This window comes from Acinetobacter sp. UBA1496, from assembly GCF_002324975.1.
Taxonomy (GTDB): Bacteria; Pseudomonadota; Gammaproteobacteria; order Pseudomonadales; family Moraxellaceae; genus Acinetobacter; species Acinetobacter variabilis.
The window spans coordinates 1-7,762 of sequence record NZ_DCRI01000052.1; the positions used below are offsets into that span (position 1 = coordinate 1).

Here is a 7,762-nt window from a genome sequence, read left to right on the forward strand (position 1 = left end):
GTCAACAGACCCTAATCTTTAGATTGACACGATATTCGGTAATTTTATTGTCATTAATCACAACTTTCTGTTCATTGATCCAAGCACCTTGAACATTTTTAATCGTCTCTGTGACTTTCGCGATGCCAGTCTGAATTGCATCCTCAAAGCTTTTACTACTGCTTGAATTGACTTCTACCACTTTTGCAATTGCCATGATTTAACACTCACTCTGTGAAGATAGAAACATTCATCTTAGTTGATTTAAATTTCTCTACAGCTCTTAGCAAACAAGCGATAGCAAAAACTTACAGGGAATGAACAAATACTAATCTACCCTTACTGCTTTAAAAAAATTTAAATCTAGATCTCTAGTTTTAAATAATCAACAAATAAATATTTACTTAAAAACTTCTAAAACATCTAAAAAATGTATAAAAAACAACCTAAAACCGTCTAGAGCAAATACTCTAAGATATTGTTTTATAGAGTATTTTATCTAAATTTAGTTGCTTTTCTTGCCGATTTGATCATTTTTTATTAATTGCCATTTGATATTATTTTTCACGTGATTTAGGACTAACTTTTTTCTTGTTCAAACTCTTGAACACCCAGATATCAAAAGGTCATGTTATGAAAACTGTTAAATTTTTATGCGCAGCAACTGTGATGGCTTTTTCTCTACAAGCTTCAGCACAAATGGCTCAAGTGGTTTATCTTCCAGATTTCCCTGTAAGCAAAGCACCAGTTGAAACTGTAGCAACAGATACTGCAACTGCAGAAACTGAAAAAGCGGCTTAAGTCTTTAAGCAAAATCTCCCAGCAGGCTGAATTATTCAGCCTGTTTTTATTTCAGGGCTTCGAAAATTTAACTTGTTCTTCTATTTAAAGAGCATTAAAAACCTCATTATTTTTTATTTTATTTTGATTTCGTTCACTTTTTATTCAAGAACAACTGCCAAATTCGCTTAAAAAATACTCAAAATAATCAAGCATTTTGTCAATCAGATGCTTATAATCAGAACCTGATCTTTTATGGATTTCAGACTTTCTTGTTATGAACCAGCTTCAAGCATTAATACAGGGAAAAATTTCTCCGCAGGCAATTTCTGTGGATTTTTTGATTGAAATGGCTGAGCGTTATCCAGATCCCAACTCTACCGAATACAAACTGGTAGAACTTGCAGTCAACATGATCATGGCCAAGTCACTGGATAAAGCACTCAAATATATCTAGAGAGCTAAAATGAATGCTTTAGAAAAAGCAAAATTAATTAAAGAATTAAATGAATTGGGGCAGCAATTAGAACATAAATCCCTTAGTTTATATGAAGCTGCCCGAACCAAAAAAAGACTTCAGGATATTTTTCATCTCTGTGATGAATCTGTTTTTAAAAATCAGATTTTAGGTTTTAAATCCCGTGTTCAGCCTGAGCTGGCAGCACATCAGTTTGCAGCGAGCATCGAGTTTCATCATCGTTATCGCGGTTATTTTAAGGATCCTGTCCAGCTGCAACAGGCACTGACTATGCATAGAGAAACATGCTGGGCCTTTTTGCATCAGCCACAACAAGGCTGGCAAATCTGGCTGGGTCCTGTAAAGCAATCTGATTTTTTACATGGTGAATGGGATGAATTAGTAAATTCCCACAACTGGCTTTTGCAGCAACAGCAACAAGGCGCATATTTTCCTCTCGATCCCCAACTGGATATTCCGGCTTTATCTGTTCAGGATGCCGAATTCGATACGCTTACCCTGGAAATCGCGCGTTATCATCAGGGCAGTTTGCAGATTCAGACCAAGATCACTGTACCTCAACTATCTGAAACAATTAAACCTGATTTAGACAGAGCAACTAGCGAAACAGAAGAAGCCAAAATAGCTGAACTGCCTATAGAAATAGACAATACGGATAGTTCATCCTCTATTTTGATAATAGATGAAAATATTACTTTCCCTGAATCTATAGAGCTAGGTGAATTCTCTGCCCTGCTGCATCCATTAGAACATGCTGGAGCGACTATACGGCGTCTCTGTGCCCTAGAATTGCAACCGGCTACCTCCCAACCGGCTGATCTTGAAATGGCGCTATATTATGCTGAGGAAGACCACTGGCAGGCACGCCCTGTTTATCTTGCCATGCAGACCGATCAGCAAGGGCAAGGTTTGAAATATCTGATGCTCTTGGGTGCACCGAGTCTCTTGCAGGCCAATTCATGTATCCAGCACTGGGGCACACAGCGTGGATGGCGTTGTATAGAGATAAAATCCATATCATGGGCAGCTTTAGGTGCCTGCCTTGATCAGATAGACCTTTTCAGTGAAATGTATCTGCAACACGCCGAAACGGTCTGGATGCCTGAGGAAAGCTATGCCTATATTCCGGCTCGGCGTATTCATCAAAAGAAATTTATCAATTTTGAGGAAGCACCCGCTGATTTTTCCACTCCAATTTTATTACTACAGGAACATCAGAAAATTCGGGTGATTCATGGGGAAAGCCGCCTGGCATTATCCAATCAGGAAATCGCTTATCCTTATTTAATATTCAAGCGTGATAAGGATTTGAATTGGCAAAAAATTCATCAAATTGTTTTAGGATTGTCACAGCCGGTACAGGTTTTAGATCTTTATATGGCAATTCAGGCACAAATCATTAAATAATTGATGTAGTTATGTAGTTTATCCTTGCTTTTTTTCCTTATTTTTTAGAAAACTAGCGCAGTAAATAAAATACGATAAGAGCAAGAATCAACTCATGCGAATAAACCAAATTACTCGAATCTTATTGCTATCATTTGGCGTGGGATTAAGTAGTAGCCCAGTTTGGGCAGAAGTATCTCCTACAGAACCTATAGAAACAGAACAGCCTACAGGTACAGGTACAGGTACAGGTACAGGTACAGGTACAGGTACAGGTACAGGTATTTTAGATCAGATTCCACGCTTGATCGATGCCACGCCCACGATTTTACCTGAACAGTCAGACGAAGCGATGGTGCCCACTACTGAGGAAACAGAAGATAAATCTTGGGCTGACAAAAAGCAGAAAAGAATCCGTGAATGGGTAGACCGCACCGCATATAAGATTGATAACTGGTTTGGCCAGACCAACCCGGATGAGCCAGCAACTGCGACTTTGCGAATTATCTTGGATAATAGCTGGGACAAATATGAAAACTATGAAATCAAGCCGAGGATTCGAGGAAAAATCAAGCTTCCAACCTTGGAACAAAAGTTAAGTCTGGTCTTTGGTGATGACAGTCTGGATAACGAACTGGACACTAATGTCGCGATTACCAATGAAAATCCTGGCAATGCCCGGGATAAAAATCTGGATATTCGCCGTACCCGCGAGAACAACAGCTCGTTTGCACTCCGCTGGTCAGAATTTTCGAAAGGTCTACCTTTCGATAGCGATCTGGATCTGGGGGTACGTTCTGGGGATGATATCTATGTACGGGCCAAAATCAGTAAAGACTGGGCGATGCAGAATGACTTCTCTTTTCATGCCGAACAGATTTATCGCTATGGATTGCAGAGTGAAAATTATTTGCGGACCAACCTGGAACTGATCCATGCTCGTCCCAATGAGGCCTTTTTTTCCAATCAGTTAAGTTTGACCTATGCAGATGAGCAGGAAGACGATCTGACTTGGGATAACTATACCTTCAGACAGCATCAATTTTTCCAGGGCAACCGCTTTAACTATGGTATCTATACGGGCGGCTATCTGGATGATAAAGATTTACGCTTAAATCGCTGGGGACCTTATGTGTCCTGGAGACAGCCTTTCTTACGTGAATGGTTCTTTGTGCAAGGCGACCTGAACTATCTGAATGATGACCGACTGGACCGCAGCCATTATCTGGGTGCGATGGTACGTCTTGAGGCCATTTTCTAAATTTGAACAAATCCGAAACTATAAAAGCCCATAAAATATGGGCTTTTTAATGTCTGAATCCAATGAGTTTTTATTGGCGGTGCTCAACCGTTGTAAAAGCAATACGATCACTACGAATCACACGTTTTTGCTGCAAAGAAGGTTGTTCCATCTGTGGCATATTCCATACTGCGCGGTCTGTACGCTGAATTCGTTTTACTTTTGGTGCTTCTTTTTTCATTGGTGCCTGAAAACTAATACGATCACTGCGAGTCACTTTTTTGGACTCAGTATCAGCCATTGTGGCTGCGCTCATTGACATCAGAATGATTGTACTCAGACTCATCATCAGTGATTTTTTCATGGGAGAATTCTCTTAACTTAATAATCGTTATTATAAATTAATATTTTAATTATTATCTATTTTTTAGATTTAAAACTTAAAGGTATTTTTTTATTCTAGCTATCGCTTTTTTAAATCATTAAAGAAAAATTGAAGTTTTAAACACTGGATTCAGAACATAAAAAATTAACCCAATAATAGACTGTTAATACGTTTTACATACTCAGCCGGATTTTCTGGTAGACCACCTTCTGCAATCATCGCCTGATCAAAGATCACATTGGCCAGATCATCAAACTGGGTAGAACCTTCTAGTTTTTTCACCAGTGGATGTTCTGGGTTGATCTCCAGAATCGGCTTCACATCCGGTACAGGCTGACCTGCATCTTTCAACATACGGATCAGTTGTGGAGAAAGCTCCCCTTCCCCTGTGACCAGACAGGCTGGTGAATCAACCAGACGAGTCGTTACACGTACTTCTTTAGTTTTATCTTTCAAAGAATCTGTCAGCTTTTCAACCACAGGTTTGAACTGTTCAGCAGCAGCTTCAAGTGCTTTCTTCTCTTCTGCATCTTGCAGATCACCTAGATCGACTGCACCCTTAGAAACATTTTGCAATGGCGTACCATCAAACTCATGCACAAAGTTCATTGCCCATTCATCAACACGCTCTGACATCAGCAATACTTCAATGCCTTTTTTCTTGAACACTTCCAGTTGCGGTGAGTTTTTCGCAGCATTCAGGCTTTCAGCAGTAATGTAGTAAATCGCTTTCTGGCCTTCTTTCATGCGTGCTTTATAGTCCGCCAATGAAGTGCTTACTTCATCATTCGTTGAAGTTGCATAGCGCAGCAGTTTCAAGATACGTTCGCGATTACCGAAATCTTCACCCAGACCTTCTTTCAGCACTGCACCAAATTCGCGGTAGAAAGTTTTGAAGTTTTCCTGATCTTTTTCATCTTCAGATTTTGCCAGATTATCCAAAGTGGTCAGAATACGGCGGGTATTGCCTTCACGGATGGTTTTCACATCACGGCTTTCCTGTAGCAATTCACGGCTCACGTTTAATGGCAGATCGGCACTGTCCACCACACCCTGTACAAAGCGCAGATAGTTTGGAATCAGGTTATCCGCATCATCCATAATGAAGACACGTTTCACATACAGCTTGATGCCGGCTTTGGCTTCACGAGTGAAAATATCCTGTGGCGCCTTGCTTGGGATATAAAGCAGTTGGGTATATTCCGTACTACCTTCAACACGGTTATGTGCCCAAGCCAATGGTGCAGCAAAATCATGAGTCAGGTTCTTATAGAATTCGGTATATTGCTCTTCAGTAATCTCAGATTTATTCCGGGTCCACAGTGCGCTGGCTGAGTTAATCACTTCCCAATCATCGGTCTTCACATATTGACCGCCTTTTGGTGTTTCACCTTCAGCAGCTTCTTCTTCCTGCCAGACTTCTTTTTGCATCTGGATAGGCAGGCTGATGTGATCTGAATATTTATTGATGATCTGTTTGACTTTATAGCTTTGCAGATAATCCAGCGCATCTTCACGCAGATGTAGGATAATATCGGTACCACGACCTTCTTTAGTGATCTGTTCAACTTCGAATTCACCAGTACCGCCACTGATCCAGCGTACCCCTTCTGAGGTATCCGTACCGGCACGACGTGATTCTACAGTAATCTTATCAGCCACAATAAAGCCTGAGTAAAAACCGACACCAAACTGGCCAATCAGCTGCGCATCAGCTTTCTGATCACCCGTCAGTTTTGACATAAAGTCTTTGGTCCCTGATTTGGCAATCGTCCCCAGATTTTCAATGGCTTCTTGCTGGCTTAAACCGATCCCGTTATCTGAAATGGTAATAGTTTTATTTTCTGGATCGAGGCTGACACGTACGCGGAGGTCAGGATCATTTTCATAATATTCAGGATGGTTGATCCCTTCAAAACGTAATTTGTCACACGCATCTGAAGCATTAGAAATTAATTCACGCAGGAAAATTTCAGGATTTGAATAAAGCGAATGGGTCACGAGGTGCAGTAACTGCGCTACCTCAGCCTGGAAACTGTGTTTTTGTACGCTTAAATCGCTCATGAATCACTCCTATTATTTTAGATACAGACGTTAACTGCTGCCTATATGAATGGAGTGAGTTCAATAATTTTCAATAGCCTCAAAATAATTTTTTCGCAAAAAATATTTTTATGGCTTATATTTTTATCAGTTTAATTGATTCGATGGACAAGACTTAATAAGGCCCCATTTTATAGATACGATCAAAATGCAGATCAAGCTGTTGCTGACGCATATTATAGACCTGACTCAAGCAGGATACAGATTCCTGACAGCGGTCACGAAACTGCAGCCATTTCACCTGATCGCGTTGAATCACCGAACGTGTTCCCATCGGCACCATACGGCGCAAGATGTTATAGCTGGTACTCATTTTGACATCCGCATCATTCAGCAAACGATGTTCACAAATTGTTTTCTCAGTCGTGGTTGTCGCTTTCTGACAATTAAAACTGGCAGCATAACTCTGTGAAATAAACAGCGTGCTGAAGATCAAAAGACTCTTCGACAAAAAACTCATGCTTTGATCTTCCTTATTATTAGGTCGTATTCAATTAATATTTACTTTATTCGTTTTAATATATTTGAGTATTGCCAATCTGCTCAATTTCAATACGTTATAAATCGTTGTTATTTTGAAAAAAGCCCCATTCTTGATGAAGCTTTTGGAAAAAGTAAACCAAAAAATTGGAGCTTAGAATTTATAGCTATAACCGATCGTATAAACCCAAGGATCGATTCCAAATTCACCTAAATTAATTTTTGTCCCATCAGCAGTCTTTGCTTCTAGATCTGTATCTAAGTCTGCATAACGTGCATCAACAAAGACACCCCAGTTTTTTGCATCCGCTGGCTGGAAGTTAAAACCGACTTGGCCAGCTACCCCATAAGCAACATCCGCATCAAGCTTTGCTACACCTAATGCGTCTTTTGCAGTTTGGCTAAATTCTTCATCCCATGGAATGAATACTGTAGCACCTACACCGATATATGGACTAAAGCGGCTTGAATTTTTAAAATTATATTTGGCTGTGATTGTTGGGGGTAGATGTTTTAATGATGCAATTTTCACATCACCCGCCATCTCAACATCATGTTTAAATGGGGTAGCCAATAATAATTCGGCTGAAATATTGTCATTGAAGAAATATTCGACTGAAGGAGTAAAATTGAGTTCGCTACTTGCTTTAGCATCTTCAACTATACCAGGAATCAGGTCAGTTTCCTGAGTAGGTGCTAATACAGAAGCCCCCACTTTCACTTGCCATTGCCCTGCCATCGCAGATGCTGAAAGACCCATTAATGCAATTAGAGCTATTCGCTTTAACATTTTAAAATACCCCAAGGGAAGAATAATTATTAAGAAAATATTTCTTAATTAAGAATAAACATGGCTTAAATTAATATGCAATAGAGATTATAAAAATAAATTTTATTTATTATTTAAGTATATGTAATTATTAAATATTTA

General features: G+C 39.7%; 9 protein-coding genes. 4 read left to right on the forward strand and 5 right to left on the reverse strand.

The window, feature by feature from the left end:
• Position 1 precedes the first annotated feature (1 nt).
• Positions 2-196: a dodecin family protein gene (locus B3143_RS05910; RefSeq protein ID WP_004781699.1), complete on the reverse strand. Its 195-nt coding sequence runs from the start codon at positions 194-196 to the stop codon at positions 2-4.
• 416 nt (positions 197-612) lie between these two features.
• On the opposite strand from B3143_RS05910, the gene B3143_RS05915 reads away from it, so the two are divergent.
• The 4 genes from B3143_RS05915 (at position 613) to B3143_RS05930 (ending at position 3,884) form a co-directional block, all read left to right on the forward strand.
• Positions 613-780, forward strand: a complete 168-nt coding sequence (locus B3143_RS05915; protein ID WP_004781698.1) for a hypothetical protein — start codon at positions 613-615, stop codon at positions 778-780.
• Positions 781-1,036: 256 nt separating this feature from the next.
• The gene (locus tag B3143_RS05920; protein WP_004781696.1) at positions 1,037-1,216 is read left to right on the forward strand and encodes a hypothetical protein; all 180 of its coding nucleotides are present in this window, start codon (positions 1,037-1,039) and stop codon (positions 1,214-1,216) included.
• A 9-nt stretch (positions 1,217-1,225) separates the two neighbouring features.
• Positions 1,226-2,644, forward strand: coding sequence for a hypothetical protein (locus tag B3143_RS05925; protein ID WP_004781694.1), 1,419 nt, complete (start codon positions 1,226-1,228; stop codon positions 2,642-2,644).
• Positions 2,645-2,738: 94 nt separating this feature from the next.
• Positions 2,739-3,884: a hypothetical protein gene (locus B3143_RS05930; protein WP_004781692.1), complete on the forward strand. Its 1,146-nt coding sequence runs from the start codon at positions 2,739-2,741 to the stop codon at positions 3,882-3,884.
• Between the two features lie 70 nt (positions 3,885-3,954).
• On the opposite strand, the gene B3143_RS05935 is transcribed toward B3143_RS05930, so the two are convergent.
• The 4 genes from B3143_RS05935 to B3143_RS05950 form a co-directional block, all read right to left on the reverse strand.
• Positions 3,955-4,227 carry a hypothetical protein gene (locus B3143_RS05935; protein WP_004781691.1) on the reverse strand — a complete coding sequence of 91 codons (273 nt, stop codon included), beginning with the start codon at positions 4,225-4,227 and terminating at the stop codon, positions 3,955-3,957.
• Positions 4,228-4,392: 165 nt separating this feature from the next.
• On the reverse strand, positions 4,393-6,312 hold the full coding sequence (htpG, locus tag B3143_RS05940) for a molecular chaperone HtpG (RefSeq protein WP_262736202.1): 1,920 nt from the start codon (positions 6,310-6,312) through the stop codon (positions 4,393-4,395).
• Between the two features lie 154 nt (positions 6,313-6,466).
• Positions 6,467-6,811 carry a lysozyme inhibitor LprI family protein gene (locus B3143_RS05945; protein ID WP_262736201.1) on the reverse strand — a complete coding sequence of 115 codons (345 nt, stop codon included), beginning with the start codon at positions 6,809-6,811 and terminating at the stop codon, positions 6,467-6,469.
• Positions 6,812-6,985: 174 nt separating this feature from the next.
• Entirely contained in the window at positions 6,986-7,621 is a 636-nt protein-coding gene (locus B3143_RS05950) for an OmpW/AlkL family protein (protein WP_004781681.1), read from the reverse strand.
• Between the last annotated feature and the right edge of the window lie 141 nt (positions 7,622-7,762).